Here is a 674-nt window from a genome sequence, read left to right on the forward strand (position 1 = left end):
ACCCTGGCAGCGTACCCGATCCTGCAGGGCGCCACGGATGCACAGGGCTTTATGGCCAGAGTGGATACGGTATTTCAGATGATGGAAAACACGAATAATGGATAATCTCAACAAAATATATTCTTCGATACCCGTACTGGAAAGAAATAAACGCCTGAAGTTATCCCGACAAAAGAGATTCGATGTTTATTATTGTCTTGCTTTTATGTTTGGTTTTGCCGGATTATTTCTGTGGTGGGGAAGTCATGCTTATTTCAATGTGTTCACTGAACTGTTAACTCCGTCGGAAAAACTGGGGTCGGCAAATAACATCATGAATCAGTGGAATGTCCTGATGTATTTCGTTCCCTTTATTCTTTTCTCGCTTTCCATTGGTTGTCTGGCAACGGCTTTACTGGGAGTACTGATTGCCGAACTGGCTTTTTGGTTTGAATATGCCTTTGAAAAAAGCTTCCAGCGATATTTAAACCGTAACCTTCGACGGAAAAATAAAATGAAAGAAGGAGATCCTGATGTTCATCCGTAAACCATTATCGGTGCTTTGTGGGATGTTGCTAGGGGTGTCATTGACGGCGGCTGCAGATGTTAACGGCGACATGAACCAATTCTTCAATAAGCTTGGCTTTGCGTCCAATACCAGCCAGCCGCAGGTCTGGCAGGGACAGGCGGCGGGT

General features: G+C 44.8%; 1 protein-coding gene and 2 pseudogenes. All 3 read left to right on the top strand.

What is annotated here, in order from left to right; all coding sequences use genetic code 11:
• Positions 1 to 105, top strand: a pseudogene (locus CWM53_RS31100) (type-F conjugative transfer system pilin assembly thiol-disulfide isomerase TrbB); the annotation flags it as partial.
• Entirely contained in the window at positions 98 to 526 is a 429-nt protein-coding gene (locus tag CWM53_RS15575; protein ID WP_100730193.1) for a conjugal transfer protein TrbF, read from the top strand. The pseudogene CWM53_RS31100 and the gene CWM53_RS15575, both read left to right, overlap by 8 nt.
• A pseudogene (locus CWM53_RS15580) lies at positions 513 to 674 on the top strand (conjugal transfer protein TraH); the annotation flags it as partial. The gene CWM53_RS15575 and the pseudogene CWM53_RS15580, both read left to right, overlap by 14 nt.

Source organism: Klebsiella sp. A-Nf5 (assembly GCF_002810545.1).
Taxonomy (GTDB): Bacteria; Pseudomonadota; Gammaproteobacteria; order Enterobacterales; family Enterobacteriaceae; genus Klebsiella; species Klebsiella variicola.